Annotated in this window: 18 protein-coding genes; 2 read left to right on the top strand and 16 right to left on the bottom strand. The window is 54.6% G+C overall.

The window, feature by feature from the left end; all coding sequences use genetic code 11:
- Positions 1-146 precede the first annotated feature (146 nt).
- The 15 genes from ACR0D6_RS05225 to dctP form a co-directional block, all read right to left on the bottom strand.
- Complete coding sequence (locus ACR0D6_RS05225; protein ID WP_480764716.1) at positions 147-497, bottom strand: hypothetical protein; 351 nt, start codon at positions 495-497, stop codon at positions 147-149.
- Positions 498-510: 13 nt separating this feature from the next.
- Positions 511-708, bottom strand: a complete 198-nt coding sequence (locus tag ACR0D6_RS05220) for a helix-turn-helix transcriptional regulator (protein ID WP_480764715.1) — start codon at positions 706-708, stop codon at positions 511-513.
- Positions 709-1,479: 771 nt separating this feature from the next.
- Positions 1,480-2,385: a carbohydrate kinase family protein gene (locus tag ACR0D6_RS05215; RefSeq protein ID WP_480764714.1), complete on the bottom strand. Its 906-nt coding sequence runs from the start codon at positions 2,383-2,385 to the stop codon at positions 1,480-1,482.
- A 29-nt stretch (positions 2,386-2,414) separates the two neighbouring features.
- Positions 2,415-3,935: a mannitol dehydrogenase family protein gene (locus tag ACR0D6_RS05210; RefSeq protein WP_480764713.1), complete on the bottom strand. Its 1,521-nt coding sequence runs from the start codon at positions 3,933-3,935 to the stop codon at positions 2,415-2,417.
- The gene (locus ACR0D6_RS05205; protein ID WP_480764741.1) at positions 3,923-4,687 is read right to left on the bottom strand and encodes an L-iditol 2-dehydrogenase; all 765 of its coding nucleotides are present in this window, start codon (positions 4,685-4,687) and stop codon (positions 3,923-3,925) included. Before ACR0D6_RS05205 ends, ACR0D6_RS05210 begins: the two co-directional genes overlap by 13 nt.
- Positions 4,684-5,688: an ABC transporter ATP-binding protein gene (locus ACR0D6_RS05200; protein WP_480764712.1), complete on the bottom strand. Its 1,005-nt coding sequence runs from the start codon at positions 5,686-5,688 to the stop codon at positions 4,684-4,686. Before ACR0D6_RS05200 ends, ACR0D6_RS05205 begins: the two co-directional genes overlap by 4 nt.
- 11 nt (positions 5,689-5,699) lie before the next feature.
- A complete protein-coding gene (locus ACR0D6_RS05195; RefSeq protein ID WP_480764711.1) occupies positions 5,700-6,530 on the bottom strand; it encodes a carbohydrate ABC transporter permease in 831 nt (276 codons plus the stop codon).
- A 10-nt stretch (positions 6,531-6,540) separates the two neighbouring features.
- A complete protein-coding gene (locus ACR0D6_RS05190) occupies positions 6,541-7,410 on the bottom strand; it encodes a carbohydrate ABC transporter permease (protein ID WP_170651125.1) in 870 nt (289 codons plus the stop codon).
- A gap of 83 nt (positions 7,411-7,493) precedes the next feature.
- Positions 7,494-8,792: an ABC transporter substrate-binding protein gene (locus ACR0D6_RS05185; RefSeq protein ID WP_480764710.1), complete on the bottom strand. Its 1,299-nt coding sequence runs from the start codon at positions 8,790-8,792 to the stop codon at positions 7,494-7,496.
- 92 nt (positions 8,793-8,884) lie between these two features.
- Entirely contained in the window at positions 8,885-9,910 is a 1,026-nt protein-coding gene (locus ACR0D6_RS05180; protein WP_480764740.1) for a LacI family DNA-binding transcriptional regulator, read from the bottom strand.
- A 741-nt stretch (positions 9,911-10,651) separates the two neighbouring features.
- Positions 10,652-10,894 (bottom strand): hypothetical protein, encoded by a 243-nt coding sequence (locus ACR0D6_RS05175; RefSeq protein WP_480764709.1) that lies wholly within the window; start codon positions 10,892-10,894, stop codon positions 10,652-10,654.
- Between the two features lie 233 nt (positions 10,895-11,127).
- Complete coding sequence (locus tag ACR0D6_RS05170; RefSeq protein WP_480764708.1) at positions 11,128-11,946, bottom strand: universal stress protein; 819 nt, start codon at positions 11,944-11,946, stop codon at positions 11,128-11,130.
- Positions 11,947-12,017: 71 nt separating this feature from the next.
- Complete coding sequence (locus ACR0D6_RS05165) at positions 12,018-13,322, bottom strand: TRAP transporter large permease (RefSeq protein ID WP_480452746.1); 1,305 nt, start codon at positions 13,320-13,322, stop codon at positions 12,018-12,020.
- Entirely contained in the window at positions 13,322-13,786 is a 465-nt protein-coding gene (locus ACR0D6_RS05160) for a TRAP transporter small permease (protein ID WP_480764707.1), read from the bottom strand. The genes ACR0D6_RS05165 and ACR0D6_RS05160 overlap by 1 nt, the downstream gene beginning before the upstream one ends.
- Before the next feature lie 141 nt (positions 13,787-13,927).
- The gene (dctP, locus tag ACR0D6_RS05155; RefSeq protein WP_480452743.1) at positions 13,928-14,935 is read right to left on the bottom strand and encodes a TRAP transporter substrate-binding protein DctP; all 1,008 of its coding nucleotides are present in this window, start codon (positions 14,933-14,935) and stop codon (positions 13,928-13,930) included.
- A gap of 381 nt (positions 14,936-15,316) precedes the next feature.
- Between dctP and ACR0D6_RS05150 the strand changes: the two genes are divergently transcribed.
- Positions 15,317-16,222: a LysR substrate-binding domain-containing protein gene (locus ACR0D6_RS05150; protein WP_480764706.1), complete on the top strand. Its 906-nt coding sequence runs from the start codon at positions 15,317-15,319 to the stop codon at positions 16,220-16,222.
- An 82-nt stretch (positions 16,223-16,304) separates the two neighbouring features.
- Here ACR0D6_RS05150 and ACR0D6_RS05145 read toward each other — a convergent pair whose 3' ends face one another.
- The gene (locus tag ACR0D6_RS05145; RefSeq protein ID WP_480452740.1) at positions 16,305-17,204 is read right to left on the bottom strand and encodes a LysR family transcriptional regulator; all 900 of its coding nucleotides are present in this window, start codon (positions 17,202-17,204) and stop codon (positions 16,305-16,307) included.
- 107 nt (positions 17,205-17,311) lie between these two features.
- Here ACR0D6_RS05145 and ACR0D6_RS05140 point away from each other — a divergent pair, with 107 nt between their 5' ends.
- Positions 17,312-18,577 carry a serine hydroxymethyltransferase gene (locus ACR0D6_RS05140; RefSeq protein WP_480452739.1) on the top strand — a complete coding sequence of 422 codons (1,266 nt, stop codon included), beginning with the start codon at positions 17,312-17,314 and terminating at the stop codon, positions 18,575-18,577.
- The last annotated feature ends 93 nt before the right edge of the window (positions 18,578-18,670 follow it).

The raw sequence follows: 18,670 nt of genomic DNA, 5'->3' as shown, positions 1-18,670 counted from the left end.
CAAATCCTGCTCCCGCAACCAACAAATATACCATATAATACAACACTGTAGCGCCCAAGGGGCGCTTTCTGTGTTTAGGGCTGCCTTCATAGCGATTGGCAACCAGCACAGGCGCACCCGTTTGGCTGCGATAGATATGCTGGGTGTCAGCGGCACCGGCTGTAGGGTGGCGGAGGTTCTGCAACGCGCTCATGCCTGCACCCCAACCGCTGGGCCAGCGCCTGAGCGGCCTGTCCTTGCTGCACCCCGTTCAGATAGGCAAAGAGGCTGATGGCATCGCCGCCTTTGTCGTCCGTGGCGAAGTCTGCCCACAGTCCGCTGTCGAGATTGATCCGAAACGAGCCGCGCGACCGATCTGCGCGGGTGGGGTTCAGCGCCACCCATTCGCGCCCAATGATCCGGCCATCCGGCAACCATTCCGTCAGTAGGCTTTGCAAATTGATCCGGGCCAGTTCCGCGATAGCCGCGAATTCGTTGGGCTTCCAGTTACCAGTCAATTGCAACCACCTCCTAAAGACGCGCGATCTCAAACGCTTCCACATCTCCGGCGCGATAGCGAACCAAGCGGCCAACTTTGACATAAGCCAGCGGGTAACGCTTGGTGCAACGCCATGTGGCTAGGGTGGTTGTGGACACGCCGAGTCGTTCGGCGACTTGCTCGGGTTTGAGTAGGGTGTCTGCCTGTTTTGCGATCATGATTACCTCCATCAAGTTAGATCGATGAAGAGAAACCTAGAGAGCGATTGGCCACGCTTAAACGCGTGAAGCAGGACGTAAAAAAAAAGTTCTACGTAGGAAAAGGGGTTGGTTAATTGCCACATAATGTGTCGGAAATGTGGCTAAAACTCCCGCATCACTGTGACAACGCGGGCGCGGGTCAGGTCCGGGTCGAGCTTCCGAGCAATCAAATGAATCGCGTCAACCGCCTGCGCCTTACCGCCAGTCCAAACGTACTGCAGAGAATGGCAGCGTCGAGCCCATCTTGATCGATTCTGCGCGACGCACGAACGGGCGCGAACCACGTATTGCCACCATTGGTTATGGTTAGAACGGCCCATACCTGCTATTGGTCGGAGCCAGTTATCGCTGCGTTGCGGCCCGTCAAAGGAGACTTTCGCTGCAACCACGAGATTTGGTCGCCGACGAACTGACGTCCTGCGGGACAAAGCGGGCTTTCGCAGCTGCTGCACCGATGTCGACTTTCAGACGGCAAGCCCAAAACGTTCATGACAACCGGTTACAGAAACTTGTTAGTGTTGACCGTCAGCTGTTCTTCGGAGCTACCACCATTGGCACTCGCTCCTGCTGAGCACTGGAAGTGCATTAGCTAATCCATGTTCATTCAATCGTTGTTCTTAGGGTAGAGGGTCGTTCGCTCGGCGCCGAATCCTTAAAGGTTTTTTCAGTAACGACCAATCTCTCGTAGTGCGTCCTTGCAAATTCAAACTGCGTTTCACCCGAATGCTTGGCGGTTTAGTTCTATTGAGATGTGCACAGCTCGCTTAGCCAAGGCGGATTAGCGCCTGCGCGCGAGACGTTTATCGCAGCTACTTTGGCGGCAAAGAACAGGGCTTCCTCTAGAGTTTCGCTCGAAATGCTGTTCAGGTGGTCTTTTCTGAGTTGACCGAGTTCCATCAGCTTTGCGATGAAACCCGCGTTGAAGGTATCACCCGCACCGACCGTATCTATGACGTCCACCTTCGGGACAGGAGCAAATGCCATCTGGCCCGTAGACGTTTGCGCTGTTGCTCCAAGATGGCCTCGGGTAAGAATAGCAACAGACACACCAGCCTTCAGTAGCGAAGAGAACTTTTCCTCCAGCGATTCAGAACCCGGAAAGATCCAGTTCAGGTCTTCGTCCGAGACCTTGACTACATCTGCCTGAGAGATCATCGTCATCAACCTGGTTCGATAGGCGTCCACATCAGTGGCAAAGCCGGGGCGCACGTTTGGGTCGAGGACAACAACGCGATCTTTGGCCGCTTTCTCGCACATGGCGAGGAGGGTATCGCCGACCGGGTTTTGGCACAGGCTTATGCCGCCGAAATAAAGCGCAGTCATGTCGTCTGTCAGGTCCGGCAGATCGCTTTGGCTCAACATGCGCACGGTCGAGTTGTCATCATAGAATGTGTATGAAGCCTGCCCTGCAGAAAGCTGCACGAAAGCAAGGGGCGTGGGGCGATCCGATAGCACAGCGGAACGTGTGTCCACATGGCTGGCCCGCAAAGCCGCTTCAAGCTGGCGACCGAGGAAATCCATAGACAGACCGGTGAAAATGCCGACCTGCACTTCAAGACGCCCCAATGCAATCGCGGTGTTAAAGACAGAGCCCCCAGAATGGGGGACAAATCCTGTTTCGCCGGTGACGATTTCTGTCGGAATCATGTCAATCAGGGCTTCCCCGCAACACAAGATCATTTGACGACCAGCCTTGGGGTTCGGATTGGGAACGTTTCCAATGCGTCCTCTTCGACATACCGATGCAGCGTTGTCCGACACCCGTCCGACCAGAGCCTGTTCAGCCAATGGGCGAACCTTTCGGCCATCACATTATTCTGCGCCAGCTCTCCATAAATTTCCTCTTGCGCCAGCCAGTGTTGGGGATTGCTTCGCGCGATGCGGGCTGCTTCGGAGAGTACAGCCCAGTTCGGATCATTCGAAACAATCTCTGACCCGTCATCCCGAAACCCCGCACACATGCGTGCCCAGAGCGCCTCGACGAGGCATAACCCGTCGATTTCAGACCCTTGTGCAAGCAGATCGCGGATTATCGGAAGCACAAAACCGGGATGGCGGGAGGAGCCGTCGAATGCGACCCGGCGTGTCGTGTCATGAATTTGCGGGTTTGCAAAACGCCGCTCAATCAAGTCTACGTAGTTCTCTGGCGTCATACCCAGCACGGGTTCGACGGTTGGGGCAATCTGGGTGATCTGCACTTTGGCGAAGAAGGCCCGGATCGTTTCATGCGCCATGCAGTCCGCGATGGTGGCGACCGACAATAGCTCCCCTGCATTGGCCAGAACCTGATGACCTGCGTTGAGGATGCGAATTTTCATCGCCTCATATGCATGCACATGGTCAGTAAGCACTGCGCCGACCTTTTCCCATTCCGGGCGACCGGTGCAGAAATCGTCCTCAATGACCCATTGGCGGTAGTTTTCGTGGGCTACGGGAGCAGCGTCATCGATACCAAAACTGTGCGAATGGGTAATTTCTCGGGGGCCGGTCGCAGGGACGATGCAATCCACCATCGAGTTGGGAAAGGCACCATGTGTATCGATCCACGCAGCCAGATCAGGATCGATCTGTTCTGCCAGTGCCACCACAAGGCTGCGAGTGATCGCCCCGTTTCCGGAGAGATTATCGCAGCTTTGCACCGTAAATGGTTGATGCCCCGCTGCCCGTCGCAAATCCAGAGCCCGGACAATGGCGCCGAAGGCGGAATTCGGGGCGTCGATCCGGTCGATGTCTGCCACCAGTTCCGGATGAGACAGGTCCGGACGGCCGTTTGACGGATCGATAAAATAGCCCCCCTCGGTAACCGTCAAGGACACTATCCGAATAGCCGGGTCTGCCATCCGCGCGATCAGCGCGCCGTTTCCATCTTCGATGGGTAGGTAATCGATCATGGCGCCGGTAACTTCGGCAGAGATGCCATCTGGGTCCAGTTCGATCAAAGTCGTCAGACAGTCCTGAGCCATAAGTTTGTCACGCATGGCCGCGTCATAGGACCGTACACCAGCCCCGACGATCGCCCAATCCTGCGCCAGACCGCGCTGCATCAGCCGGTGAACGTACCAGGCCTGGTGGGCCCGATGGAAATTGCCGACGCCAATATGGACGATGCCCGGATTAAGCGCGCTGCGGTCATAGCGTGGGACATCGACCGCCATCCGGGTCAGGGTCTGGTCTGAAAGGGGGATTAGCTCATCCATTGTCCGCCATCCACATTATAGGTTTGCGCGACAACGTAGTTGGCCTCATCGCTGGCCAGGTACACGGCCATGCCAGTCAGATCTTCCGCCCGTCCAATGCGGCCATAAGGAATATCCGCCCCGACCTCTGCTTTCTTTGGACCCGGCGCTTTGCCTTCAAGGCGTGCGAAATGGGCGTCAACGCCATCCCAATGGTCCCCGTCAACCACACCCGGAGAGATGGCACTCACGTTTATTCCATGCTGGATCAGGTTGAGCCCCGCTGATTGTGTCAGTGAAATAACGACTGCCTTGCTGGCGCAGTAAACCGCAACCAGCTGTTCACCTCGCTGACCGGCTTGCGAAGCCATATTGATAATCTTGCCAGGCAGCCCGCGGTCAATCATGTGGCGGGCGACGGCTTGCATCATCAAGAGCGTGCCCGCGACATTGACTACGAAAGTGCGATCATAGTCGTTATGGGTAACATCCACGATGGGCGCTGCGAAAAAAAACCCGGCGTTGTTGACCAGGATGTTGACCTGGCCAAGCGCGGCGACAGCTTCGGCCACGCCTGCTTTGATACTGGCCTCATCAGCGACGTCGAGCGTGATTGCCACCGCCCCGATTTTCCCGGCGGTTTCGACCACGCCGGGGTGAATATCCGCAATCGCCACGCAGGCGCCTTCCGCGATATAACGCGCGGCGAACGCGCGCCCGATGCCACGGGCGGCGCCGGTGATCAGGGCTGTTTTGCCAGCCAGACGCATCAGCCGATCCGCTGTCCGTTGGCGTCAAACCTGTGCAGTTTGTCCGCCTGCGGGGTCAGAAAGATGGGGTCGCCGTGTTTAACGGCCATGTCACCGCTGATCCGTACGGTGATCATGTCGGCAAGCCCGGTGTCGTGAACATGAACGAACGTGTCAGAGCCAAGATGCTCGGCCACCCCGACGCGACCGTTCCACAGCCCTTCGGTCGTGGACGCGTCGGTATGTTCAGGCCGGATGCCGATGGTGACCGCATCGTGTTTGGCCGCCTCGTCACCTTTGATGAGGTTCATTTTGGGAGACCCGATGAACCCCGCAACAAACTCATTCTGTGGTTTGTGATACAGCTCAAGCGGGCTGCCCACCTGTTCGATCAGGCCGGCGCGCAACACGACGATCTTGTCGGCCATGGTCATGGCTTCGACCTGGTCGTGGGTCACATAGATCATGGTGGTTTTCAGCCGCTCATGCATCTCGGTGATCTCAAGCCGCATCCCCACTCGCAGCGCGGCATCGAGGTTTGACAGCGGCTCGTCGAAGAGAAAAGCCAGAGGCTCGCGCACGATCGCCCGCCCAATGGCAACTCGCTGACGCTGGCCACCGGACAGTTGGCCCGGGCGGCGATCCAGATAATCCGTCAGGTTCAGCGCCTTGGCAGCAGCCTCGATCCGCCGGTTCTGCTCATCCTCCGGTACCTTGGCCATGCGCATCGGAAACGCGATGTTTTTGCGCACCGACATATGCGGATAGAGCGCGTAGGATTGGAACACCATGGCCAGACCGCGCTTGGCGGGTGGTGTGTCGGTGGCCTCGGCCCCGTCAATGTGGATAGCGCCGGTGGTCAGATCTTCGAGCCCCGCGATCATCCGCAATAGCGTGGACTTCCCGCAGCCCGAAGGGCCGACAAAAACAGTGAACTCTCCGTCTTCGATGGTAAGATCCAGCGGTGGGATAACGTTGACGTCGCCAAAGGACTTCGTGACTTGTGTAAGTTTAATTTGTCCCATGATTTCGTTCCTTATTTCACTGCGCCGAAGGTCAGACCACGGACGAGTTGTTTCTGGCTGAACCAGCCGAGTATGAGGATCGGTGCAATCGCCATGGTCGAGGCGGCACTGAGTTTTGCGAAGAACAGGCCCTCGGGGCTGGAATAGCTGGCGATAAAGGCCGTCAGCGGGGCCGCATCGACCGCTGTGAGGTTCAGCGTCCAAAAGGCTTCATTCCAGGCGAGGATGAAGTTCAGCAGCAAGGTGGATGCGATACCGGGCACCGCCATGGGCGTCAGCACGTAGAGGATTTCTTCTCTCAGTGTCGCGCCGTCCATTCGGGCCGCTTCAAGGATTTCACCGGGGATTTCCTTGAAATAGGTGTAGAGCATCCAGACGATGATCGGCAGGTTGATCAGCATCAGTACCAAGACAAGGCCCACTTTGCTGTCCAGCAACCCGAGGCTGATGAAGATCAGGTAGATCGGATAAAGCACCCCGACCGCCGGAAGCATTTTGGTGGACAGCATCCACAACAAGACATCTTTGGTCCGTTTACTGGGCACAAAGGCCATGGACCAGGCCGCCGGAATGGCGACGAGAAGCCCAAGGATCGTGGAACCGCCCGCAATGAAGATCGAATTCCACAGAAAGCGTGCATAGTTCGACCGTTCCATCACTGTGGCGTAGTTCTCCAGCGTCCAGTCGAAGTTCAGGAACAGCGGCGGGTCCGCAATTGCCTGAGCTTCGGGTTTGAAACTGGTGAGAATTGTCCAGAGGATTGGGAAGAAGATGAGCAGACCAATTCCCCAGGCGACCACGGTGTTGATCATTTTGCGTTGCGTCGTAACTGCGCGTGCCATGTCCGCCTCCTCACGCGTCCAGATTCTTGCCAACGATGCGCATCAGGAAGATGGCCACGATATTGGCGAGAATGATTGCATAGACACCGCCCGCAGAGCCCAGACCCACGTTCTGGCTTTCCAGCACGCGCTGGAAGATCAGGTATGTCAGCGTGCGAGAGCCGAAGGCCCCCCCGGTGGTGACGAAGATCTCTGCGAAGATCGACAACAGGAAGATCGTCTGGATCAGCACGACGATGGTAATAGCCCGGCTGAGATGAGGCAGGATCAGGTTGGTGAACCGCGCGAATGGCGGTGCTCCGTCCATCTCGGCAGCCTCCAATTGTTCACCGTCGAGCGACTGCACGGCTGTCAGCAGGATCAGTGTGGCGAAGGGAAGCCATTGCCAGGATACGATCATCACGATGGACGGGATCGAGGCTTCCGAGAGCCAAGACACGGGTTCGGCCCCGAAGAACCGCCATAGATGCGCAAGCAGCCCGTTTGTCGGGTCCATGAACATGTTTTTCCAGACAAGAGCCGACACCGTGGGCATCACAAAAAACGGGGCAATCACAAGGATGCGGACCACGCCTTGACCCCACATCGGTTGATCCAGAAATAGCGCCAGTAATACTCCAAGCACCACGGTAATCACCAGCACGCACCCAACAATCAAAAGCGTGGTCCAGACAGCAGGCCAGAATGCGCTGGAGGAGATGAACCGTATATAGTTGTCAAATCCAGCCCAGCTTGGCACCCGGTCCGGGCGTAAAGGAAAGTAATTTCGGAACGAGAAGTACAAAGTCATAATCAGAGGCACGAGCATCCACCCCAAAAGCAGCACAACTGCCGGGGCCATCATCAATCGGGCCGCAGATCGAGAATGCCGTGTCGCCATGACAAAGCTCCTTTTCGCGTCGTATTGAACGAAAACTTAGCGGAAAAGAGGCGGCAGGTGTGCCGCCCCTTCCGGGAGGAAGATCAATAGCCCGAGGCTTCCATCTCTTCAGTGGCAATTGCCTGCGCTTTTTCAAGCGCTTCCTCGACACTCTGCTGACCAGCGTAAGCGGCCGAGAATTCCTGGCTCACCTGGCTGGCAATCCCCGCAAATTCCGGGATCGCAGCGAACTGGACACCGACATATGGCACCGGATCAACCGTTGGGTTGCTCGGGTCAGCTGAAAGTATGCTGTCCAGCGTCATCTGTGCGAAGGGTACTTTCTGGTATTCCGGGTTATCATAGAGAGACTGACGTGCGCCGGGCGGAACGTTGGCCCATCCTTCGTTGGCGGCAACAAGTTCGATGTAGTCCTTGGAGGTGGCCCACTCGATAAACTCTTTTGCGGCACCTTCCTTCTGGGTGCCTGCCGGGATGGCAAGGGCCCAGGCCCACAGCCAGTTGGCGTTTTTACCCAGACCGGTGTTCGGCGCCAGCGCGAAACCGACATGGTCAGCTACAGTGCTGTCGGTCGGGTTGGTCACAAATGATGCCGCAACAGTGGCGTCGATCCACATGCCGCATTTGCCCTGCTGGAACAGGTTCAGATTTTCGTTGAAGCCGTTGGTAGCATAGCCGGTGGGGCCACTTTCATCCATCATACCTTTGAAGAAATTGAGCGTGTTCGCCCACTGCTCGGTGTCGAATTGAGGTTTCCAATCCTCATCGAACCATCGCGCACCAAAGGAGTTGGACATGGCAGTGATGAACGCCCCACCTTCACCCCAACCGGCCTTGCCGCGCAGACAGATGCCGTTGATATCGGCGTCGCGATCGGTCATCGCTGTGGCCGCTTCACGGATGAACTCCCAAGTCGGGCTGTCGGGCATTTCCAGCCCTGCCTTTTCCATCAAATCAGTGCGATACATGATCATGGAACTTTCACCGTAAAACGGCGCGGCGTAGAGCGTGCCGTCATGGCTCAGGCCACCAGCCATGGCGGGGAGGATGTCTGCTGCATCATATTCGGCGCTCAGGTCATTCAGCGGTACCAGCCAGCCGTTTGCACCCCAGATCGGCGTCTCGTACATGCCGATGGTCATGATATCGAACTGGCCGCCTTTGGTGGTGATGTCGGTGGTCACGCGCTGGCGCAGCACGTTTTCTTCCAGCGTGACCCATTCAACGTCGTGGCCGGTCGCCTCGGTGAATTCGTCAGTATAGCCCTGCATCCGAACCATGTCGCCATTGTTCACGGTAGCAATGGTGATGGTATCTGCGTTGGCCGCAACACCGACCAGCGTCAATGCGGTCGCGGTGAGCAGTGAACCTCGCAATGTCATCCTGATTCCTCCCAAAGATAGACAATGGACAATCCTAGATCGAAACATTTCGCTGCGTCAATCTTATTTTTTACGCGCGTAAATTTTTTGGTTTATGCCGATTCCCGCATGACCAGTTGTCCCGGGTTTTCAATCAACAGAGCGTCAGAACCATCTGTTTCACCTTCAATAATTCCAACAAGCCGCTGAGCGGAAGATTTCGCAATTGCTTTGTAGTCTTGCGCAATAGTCGTCAAACGGGGTCCAGTGAAACGGGCAAATGGATGATCATCATGCCCCGCAATTCGCAGCGTACTGGCCTCGGTCAAACCGACTCGCACCCCATGCGCGTAGGCTGCCGCCAGCATGCCGATGGCCAGACGATCATTGCTGCAAAGCACCGTGTCAGTCGCAAAATGGCCCTTGCTGATCATCTGTCCTCCCTCTCGGAATCCGATGTCTTCAAAAGCCCAACCTTCCCCTTCCGCCTGATAAATGTTCGGCGTAAAACCCAGGCGTTCCATACTTTCCAGATAGGCCGCATGACGCTTTCGTGCGTTTGGATTCAGGGGCGTCTTCATCTCAAAAAAGCAAGGAGGTGACCCACTGCGGCACAGGTATTCCACCATCAGATCGATGCTTTGGAAATTGTCGGTTCCGTAGAAAGGCAGCCCGCTTCCTTCAATGTTGGCATCGAAGAGAACTATCGGCAGACGTTTGCTGAATTCCAGAACTGCATCCTGTTGCGATATGCGACCAAAAGGTGCCAACAGTACGCCTGCCGGTTTTAATGCAGCCAGGAACGCCAAATTGGCGACCTCCTGTTCAGGATCCCCGTGAGAGCTGAGAATGATCGGGCGGTACCCAGCGTCGATGCAAGCCAGCTCAGCTTCACGTCCAATTTCTGTAAAGAACGGGTCCGCAAGGTTTGGAACAATGATGCCAATATTTCGCGTCGTCCGGCGGTTTTGGTTGATGGCATAAACGTTGGGAGTGTAGTCAAAGGTTTCCAGCGCTTCTTCAATTCGTTTGCGGGTCGAGGCGCGGACCGAGTTGGGGTCGTTGAAGTATTTGGAAAGCGTTGGTCTGGAAATCCCGCTGACCTGCGCAAATTCCTCCATCGTGTTTACTTTACGCATGTTCACTTCTTCTGCGCTGCAATATTTACACAGGAATTTCTTTCTTAACTCGCGGAAAAAATCAACCTTTCCGAATTGAGTTTTTGAAAGGATGCCCCCGCCACCACAGTGGCATCCAAATACCGACAGTGCGATGGAATATCTATGGGCGTCCCACAATGGGTAAGATATCAGACGAAATTGGCGTTTGCGTCATGAACTGACACAACGAGCCAAATAGAAGCGAAGAATGCACTCTTCCATCTGTGTGCGCGGGTGACGAATTTTTTTTCAGTCCCACCCAAGGACTCGAGTTCTACAACGAATTTTTGCAACCCGCTTTTTGCCACCAGAGGCGAGCGAAGTGCGTTAGACAAGCACCTGGTGCGTTTGATTTTAGGCCAAATCCCTTGCCACGTTTCGTCTTTTCCGAGACTTGTTTATTGGATATTTCTCGCGCGCTCTCGAAATGCGGACATTCGAGCACGGCGCAGCATTAGTAGGATTGGGCTCAAAGCCGTCATCTGACGGTTTCGGTGGGACATTGAGCCAGCCCAGACGACAGCAACGTCCGGAGTGCGGACATAGCGTGAATTCACGTAGCGGACCCAAATTCTGCAGTCTGCGCATCGCGAACTCGATCTCCTGCACCAAGGGCGGATAGCTGCCATTTGCTACAGGAGCAAATACATCCGGCCGTCCCTACCAAAAACGGACATTCGATTGCCGTCCTCACAACTGGTGCTCGGCCCCCAATAAGTCCTAACAGGCTCGTATAATTGCCACGGGCTCAGGGTTAAGCGAATCTTTAATCAGCGCGTCCACGTGTGTTTTCTCCATCTGCTCGAGGACGGTGTGCAACACGGCTGCGCGCTTCATCGGAAAAGATGCAAAGATGTTGACGTTCTTGCGTCGGTTCCTGCCGCAAAAGGCAATGGACAAAATGTTCAAAGACTCAATCCTTCCGAAGGGCTGGTAGGGCTCATCTAAAGCGAAGATCTGCATTTAGGATTGTGTTCTCAAACCCATAGACCAACTCATACGAACAAACGCAGCCCGCTACATTTTCAGCGGGCTGCCACACCACTTGTGAGACTGGGTGTAAGGAAACTCACCGCGTAAAGTGAAGTTGCGGACAAGTATTAGTAGTGCGCCGACTTTTGATTTTGGACGTGCTTTTACTTGGTTTGCCCACCTGCAGAGTGACGTGCATATCCGCGCTTCTTCGGTCGAAGTGATTAATGAGATACGAAAACCGGTGTATCGGACCGATCAAGGATCGTACGCCCAGTTCCACCGTGCACCAGCCCACTGCGTAAACGGGGGGTCCCTCGGCTACCAATTGCCAAGATGTCGGCCTCGGTTTCCCGGCAGTAATTTAGGATTTGGATGGCGGTCGCCCCCTCGGGTTTCAACGCAGTTACACTGAAGTTTTGGCAGTGGTGTGAAAGGTGTTCTTTCAGCTCTTTCAAAGGAGATGCTTTTTCGCTCGCCTGAGTTACACTCACCACATCCAAATGGTCTATGAACGGCATCAGGTGCAGCAGATCACACAGAGCTCGTGTCGCAGTCAAACCGCCATCCCAGGCAGCGACCACTCTTTTGAGCGGCCCTCCAGCATTCCAGCTCTGCGGTACGACAATAAGCGGACGCCCCGACCGTGTTACGATATGCTCCGACCGAACATGGGCTCCGGATTCTTCGGTTGTTTCAGCGTATTTCCCAACAATCAAAAGATCATGCAGGCGGGAGTGTGATGCAAGCTTGTCTGAAACGTCCCCCAACTCCACACGCCAGTTCACTGTTCTGGACGTACCGATTTGCTGGTCAAGCGCCTCTTTGGCTTTGATCGGCACTTCTTCGTTAGCACGCTGAACTTGTTTCATGAGCCGCTCGGGCATCCAGGACAGAATCTGGTTTTCTTCCATCACCGGCGGTGTCACGTGAATTGCGGTGATCTTTGCGCCTGCCTGGTCAGCCAGTGACAAACCAAAGTTGAGAACGGTTTTTGACGTGCTGCCATTGCTGAATGCAACGAGAATATCTTTGAGCGGCATAGTTTGTCCCTTTACTCAGTCGATTTCGTGTAAGAAGGCCCCGAGCCTGTCTGCGCGGGGCCTCAGACTGCTTACAGTATCCCCATCAGGGTGCGCGGCAGGTACAGCGCAATGTCGGGAATGTAAGTCACAAGCAGCACCACAGGCAGGTGGCCAATCAGCATGAATTTCAGAGTGGGTTTGATGTATTGGTCAATTGTCTGACCCCCAATCGCCCCGGACATGAAGAGGAGTGGGGCACAGGGTGGCGTGACATTCCCCAGGCCGAGGTTGGTGCCGACAATGGCCGCAAAGTGGATCGGGTGGATGCCAATCTCATTGGTAACAGGCAGGAGAACAATCGCCGCCAAAACAGCGCCGGCCGTATCGTCAACCAACATGCCCAGCATCAGCAGCAACAGGTTGATCATCAGCAGAATGACCATCTTGTTGTCCGAGATCGAAAGCATGAAGTCGGCGATGTCTTTCGGGATGTTCTCTTGCACCATTGCGCGGCTCATGATGAACAGGAAGAACAGCATCATCATGATGGCGCCAGTGTTGCGCGAACCTTCGACAAGCGCATCCGTCGTCGTGCGCATGTTCAGACCCTTGTAGATTATGAACCCGACGGGAAGGGTATAGATCAGGGCAACAGCTGCGGCCTCGGTCGGTGTGAAGATCCCACCATAGATCCCGCCCAGCATGATCCCCGGCATCAGCAGGGCCCAGAAGGCGCCTTTGGTTGCGCGGAAGATTTTCCCAGCGCGCTGCGGCAGGGTCACCTTGGGCTCGACCTCAAGATCTTTGAACCTGCGCGCCTCAAACCCGTTCATGATCACATAGATCGCCATGATCAGCACACCGGGAATGATGGTGGAAAGGAAACAGGCGGCGACCGAAAGGCCACTTGTGATCGCGAACAGGATCATCGCGACACTCGGAGGGATCAGAATGGCCAGAACCGAGGAACACGCAACCAGTGAAATGGCGTAAGAACGCGGATAGCCGGCCTCGACCATGCGGGGGATCATCATCGAACCGATTGCGGCAATCGCGGAAGACCCGCTGCCAGCGATTGCGCCAAACAGGGCGCAGGTCACGATGGTTACGGCACCAAGCCCACCTTTGATGGAGCCAACAAATGCGTTCACAAATCGAACCAACTGATCCGAAATGCCACTGGCCCCCATCAACGAGCCTGCGATCACGAAGAGCGGCAAAGCCAGCAGCGCAAAGCTGCTTTCCTGTTGGTACGCATAGGGAATGAGGAAGGCGATGTCTCGCCCGGTAATCAGAACAATTACCAACGATGCCAGTCCGAATACAAACGCAACCGGAACCTCCAGCATCAGCAGGACGACAATCAGTATGAGTGCCACAGAAACCGCGAGCATCAGGATTCTCCCATCACGTTTTGTTCGTTAAAATCTCGGATTTTCATGGCATCACGCATGGTTTGAAGCAGGAAAAACAGCGCCATTACGGCAAAACCAAACACCATGCTTGCGACCCAGATTGATCGTGGCCACTGCAAGTAAGTGCTTTTTCGTCCTCGTTCGAATGTGAACCAGCCGTATTGAGCGGCGTAGTACAGCGCGACCAACGTTACGCCCAGGCAGATCAAAGACGTCATCAGACGCACATAGTTTTTCTTCTTTTCGCTCTTAACGACCAGATGCAACGCGCCGCCGCATATATGCGCGCGCGTGCCTGTAACGTAACTGGCGCTCACAAAGTACAGCCAAATTCCCAGCAAAATCGAGGCTTCTTCGATCGCCAAGAATGGGTTGGACATTCCGTACCGCATGATCACGGTGACAAACATCAGTATGGCAAGTGAAAGCGCAAAGAAGATCATTGCTGATTTGAGGATCAACAAGAACCCCCGTTCAAACGCGGTTATTCCCGTAGTTTCGGGTGTCATTTGTTCCCCCCGTTACATGGATTGTTCTGATAAAAACTGCCCGGCAATTTGCCGGGCAGTCGGGAGGAGGCATCGTTAGTTGATGCCGGCCGCAGACTTCAGGGCTGCGGTTGTCTCCGGGCCTACGATTTCTTCGAGGAAAGGCCATTCCTGCTCGTAGACAATCTTTTTCACGGCTTCGAGCTGCTCGGGTGAGAACTCAACGACATCGATTCCTGCGCCACGAATGTCTTCCAGCGTTTTGTCACTGATGTTCTGGGCCTCGTCCCAGGCCCATCCAACGGCTGTGTCTACCGCGCCTTGGATTTCACTGCGGTCTTCGTCAGACAAACCGTCCCACCAGCTTTTGTTGACCAGCCAATAGGCGTGCTCGAAATAGTCCTTGCTGTAGACGTATGCTTCCAACACGTCGCGCATCTGCCAGATTTCCGGCGGTGGACCAAAAGTACGACCGTCCACGGTGCCCAGCTGCAGGGCGGTATACAATTCGGAGAATGGCATCGGAACCGGGCTAAAGCCCAGCAGTTCATAGCGTTTGATGGCGATTTCCAGGCCAGGCACACGAACTTTGATGCCATTGCCTTCTTCCGGCAGGTTCAGCGGTACTTCGCCCACACCTTTGCGGATCGCGTAGCCCCCAAAGTCGACCGGCAGCACGCCGACGAGTTTCATATCGAGGTCCGCCAGGATTTCGTCGTAAACCGGGATAAGTGCGCCGCCAGGCCCATAGAGCTCGCGGGCTTGCTCCCAGCTGTCGACAATGTACCCAGCTGCGAAAATGTTCAGGCGCGGATCGAATTCTGTTGCCGCGAAGGTCATGGTCATTGGGACTGCACCTTGCATGGACTGCTCAAACAAAGACGTCCAGTCGCCGAGGTCTCCACCTGGGTGATACTCGACCTCGTATCCTTCCCCCAGGGCTTCCATGAACTTCTCGGAAGTCGGATGGAAGATGTGCTCAGGCGGCATTGGGTGTGCCAAGGTGAACCGCTCGTCTGCTTGCGCCGGGTTAATGGCCGACAGCATCGTTCCCGTAGCAAACACGGTTGCTACGGCAAACTTAGAAAAATGATTGAAGTTCATAACTCCTCCCAAGTTCTGTTGTCTCAACCGCCCACCACATGCAGGAGGTCCGACAGTACATAATTTGTCCGACCTTGAGGCGATCCTGACAAACTGGAAGATTTTGGTCTTGGCAAAGAAATTTTATGCCTAAAGTCAAATGGTAGTATCTCAATGGATAGAGAGATGGGGAGAAGTATACATGGAAAGTATCAACTTTTTTCTTATTTACAAGCGGTTGAGTAAAACTCGGCATGTGAATCGAATTACTGTCGATTGCAGGAGATTGACAAAATAATATTTATGTCGAAGCTGGTAATTCGATAAAGGCCGAAGACCCATTCCCAAGTCTGGAAAACGACCAAATGGAAGTAACCTTCACTGAATTTAGCTCTACGTAACTTGGAAGAAGAGAGTATGCCCAGCTTGCCCCCGATTTATTCGCTGCGCGCATTTGAGGCAGCAGCGCGCCTAAACAGTTTCAAGAAGGCGGCAGACGAATTGAACTTAACGTCAGCGGCGATAGCTCATCAGGTTAAAAACCTTGAGCAAGGTTTGGGCGTTGAAATGTTCCAACGGCATTCACGAGGGGTTGAGCTTAACGAAGCTGGACAAAAGTACCTCGAAATCGCTCAATCGTTGCTTGGTGACTTCAAACGAAAGACGCAAATATTCAAGGCGCAGTATGAGGCACAACCGATGCGAATTGGAGCTTTGCATGTTGTTTCTGAAAGGCTGGTATTGCCGCTTGTCCAAAGGTTTCTGAACCATTTTCCGGACGTCAAAGCCGAACTCATCGCAGATTTGATAGAACCAGACTTCCGAACCGGCAATCTTGATATCATGATTTGGCATGGTGAGACGCCTCCTGACGAGTTCGTCACAATGCGCTTTCTGTCTGAAAGGCTGACGCCAGTTTGCTCACCCCAATTGCTGCGCGAATACCCCGATGGGATGACACTTGATGACCTTCTTAGTGTACCAGCACTGTATGATCTCTACTGGGACGAGGACTGGAATTATTGGCTGTTAGAAGTCGGTGGCCCTGAGCTTAAGAATTCTCTCGGTTTTTCGTTGTACTCCGCATTGATACAAACCGCCATCGACGGGGGCGGAGTCGCGATCGGTCATACAGGTTTGTTGGACAAAGAGATTTCTTCTGGACGGTTAGTAAAACCCTTCGAGCAGGAGATAGAGGCTCCGAAAAGCTATTTCGTCCTAACATCCGAAGAAAACCTCAATAAACCAAATGTACGAGTTTTTTGGGATTGGGTTAGATCAGAAAAGGAGAAAGTTGCTAAGCAATGAGGTGGGGTGGCGATACCAACTTTTCCGACCCATTTTCTACGGCACTAATATGAGCTTGTAACGCTAATCGACTTGAGTTTGGCTACGCTGTGTTTGAGTGCAATTCGTCCAGCAGGAGCGATAGCACCTTGTCAAAGGCAGGCGACCTGCGAAATGATGAAGTGTACTTGGCTACAAGTTTCCGAGGAAGCTTCAGTGAACCTTCGAAAGGGCGAACGAGGGCTCCACTTTCCAAGAGTTCGCGCACCAGCAATTCGTGTGCCATCAATACTCCCCCGCCATGGCGGGTTTCCTCCAAGGCTACGGAAAATAGAGAATGTGTCGTTCCTGATTGTACCACGGAGTTGCCATCTGGCTGGCCGTTCAACCAAAATTGCCAATCATCTGTCCAAGATTCGTCAATCAAAAGGGTCTCATTCGAAAGATCAGTGATTGAATGCAGGCGTGCCGCAACCGCAGGAGCGCACACTGGAAAAATGATATCATCCGAGATTGGAATTTCGTTTTCTCCCAACACCGCGCGGCTATAGAAGAGTGTCAAATCAAACGGCTCCCGAGCGAGGTTTGGTGGGGCTTCAAGAGCCACCACCGAAACGGAAATTTCCGGAGCGACAAGGCGTAGTTTCCCGAGCCGAGGAGCCAACCAAAGTTGCGCAACCGATGGCAGGGCGGCAACTTTGACTTTCAGCGGTTGTGCAGTTGCACGCAACTCTTGCACGACGTCGCCAAGCTGATCGAATGCTTTGCTAAATCCGGGTAAGAGTTTCTCCGCCAAAGGCGTGAGAGTTATGCCTCGCGCGTTCCTGACAAACAACTGAGCCCCAGCCCAAGCTTCGAGGGATTTGACGTGTTGAGTGATTGCACCTGGAGTAACGGATAGCTCGTCGGCAGCCGCAGCAAAGCTCTTCAATCGGGCAGCGGCTTCAAATGCCCGCAGGGCGTTCAGGTGCGGTCCTTTTGGGCGGCGGGGAGAAAGTGACATTGGTTTAGCCTTAGTTTTTCTGCGCCAAAAAAATAGCAATACTGATTTGCTTTGGCCAGACAAACTGCGGATTTTTATTCAATCGAAACCCCTCTGGAGGAAATCCAATGTCGCAACATTTTTCGACCCCTATCGTGGTGACCGATCCTGTTGTTGCAGAAGCGCTGGTTAACGAAAAACAGCGTCAGCAAGATCAGATCGAACTGATCGCTTCAGAAAACATCGTCAGCCGTGCGGTTTTGGATGTCCTCGGACACGAGATGACCAACAAGACACTGGAAGGCTATCCCGGCAACCGCTTCCATGGCGGTGGACAGTTTGTCGACATCGTCGAGCAGGCTGCAATTGATCGTGCGAAAGAGCTGTTCGGCTGCGACTATGCTAACGTTCAACCTCATTCGGGCAGCCAAGCCAATCTGGCGGTCTTCTTCTTGCTGCTCAAGCCGGGCGACAAGGTTTTGTCGCTGGATCTGGCGGCCGGTGGCCATCTGAGCCACGGACTGAAAGCCAACCTGTCCGGACGCTGGTTCGAACCGCACCATTATGGTGTTGATGCTGAAACCGAAGTTATCGATTACGACGCGCTTGAGGATCTGGCTAAAGAAATCCAGCCCAAACTGCTCATTACTGGTGGTTCCGCTTACCCACGTGAGATCGACTTTGATCGCATGGGCCAGATCGCCAAGAATGTAGGAGCCTTTTTCCATGTGGATATGGCGCACATTGCAGGCCTTGTCGCAGCAGGTGTGCACCCGTCACCTTTCCCTCACGCCGACATCGTTACCTGTACAACCACCAAAACGTTGCGTGGTCCTCGTGGCGGCCTGATCCTCACCAATAATGAGGAGTGGTTCAAAAAGCTGCAATCGGCCGTATTCCCGGGCGTTCAGGGTTCGATTCACAGCCAGGTACTGGCAGCGAAAGCGGTTTGCCTCGCCGAAGCGCTGACAGATGAGTTCAAAGAATACGGCGCTCAGGTCAAAACCAATGCGGCCAAACTTGCAGAAACGCTGCAGGGTCGCGGGTTACGCATTGTGTCCGGTGGTACCGATACTCATTTAGTGCTGGTTGATCTCAGCCCGAAAGGCATCACCGGCAAACGTGCTGAAGTTGTTCTGGAAAAGGCCAATATTACTGCAAACAAGAACGCAATTCCAAATGACAGCCCGCGTCCGCCCGAATGGGTTGGATTGCGCTTGGGAGTGAGCGCCGCCACCACTCGCGGCATGAAAGAAACCGAGTTTGAAGAACTTGGCAACTTGATTGCAAACCTCATTGAGGCAGAAGCCGCTGGCGTAACCGATGGGACAGTCTCGCGCTGCAAAGCCGCCGTTGCGGACTTGTGCGCGGCCTTTCCCGCTTACGCCAGCTAATACACTCCCAGGTGGTCTGAAATTCGGACCACAAACCTGCCCCGTCGCATACTCCCTTGCGACGGGGCAATTCCTTCAATCTCTAATGGTGCG

The organism is Ruegeria sp. BJ6 (assembly GCF_056537885.1).
This window is presented reverse-complemented; position numbering and strand designations above follow the sequence as displayed.